Here is a 325-nt window from a genome sequence, read left to right as displayed (position 1 = left end):
AGCAATGGGGCTCCAGTCAAGGTGACTACCAAATTCGGCCAAACCAAGCAAAGCTTTCAAGGAGTAGTAGAGGAATTGACCCCCATGACAGCCAGTCTCAAAACAGTAGACGGCTATCGCTTGATAGAAATTGAGGAGATACTGGAATTGGCTTTGGCGGATGAAGGAGTAACACCAAAATCGTTGGATTCGATAGACTTATAAAAAACTAACAGAGGTCCAATCCAGACATTTATCAGTGAGGAAGAGAACTTTTCTGTGGGCTAGAGTGTAGAGTGAAAGGGGTTCTTTTCCCTTTAGAACAGAGCGAAAATCCACAACTCAT

Annotated in this window: 1 protein-coding gene; it reads left to right on the top strand. The window is 43.7% G+C overall.

The window, feature by feature from the left end:
• Positions 1-204, top strand: a 204-nt coding sequence (locus FH871_RS35375; protein WP_212768434.1) for a hypothetical protein, incomplete at its 5' end; no start/stop codon positions are given.
• Positions 205-325: the final 121 nt, after the last annotated feature.

Source organism: Larkinella sp. C7, assembly GCF_006149005.1.
In the GTDB taxonomy this organism is placed as follows: domain Bacteria; phylum Bacteroidota; class Bacteroidia; order Cytophagales; family Spirosomataceae; genus Larkinella.
This window is presented reverse-complemented; position numbering and strand designations above follow the sequence as displayed.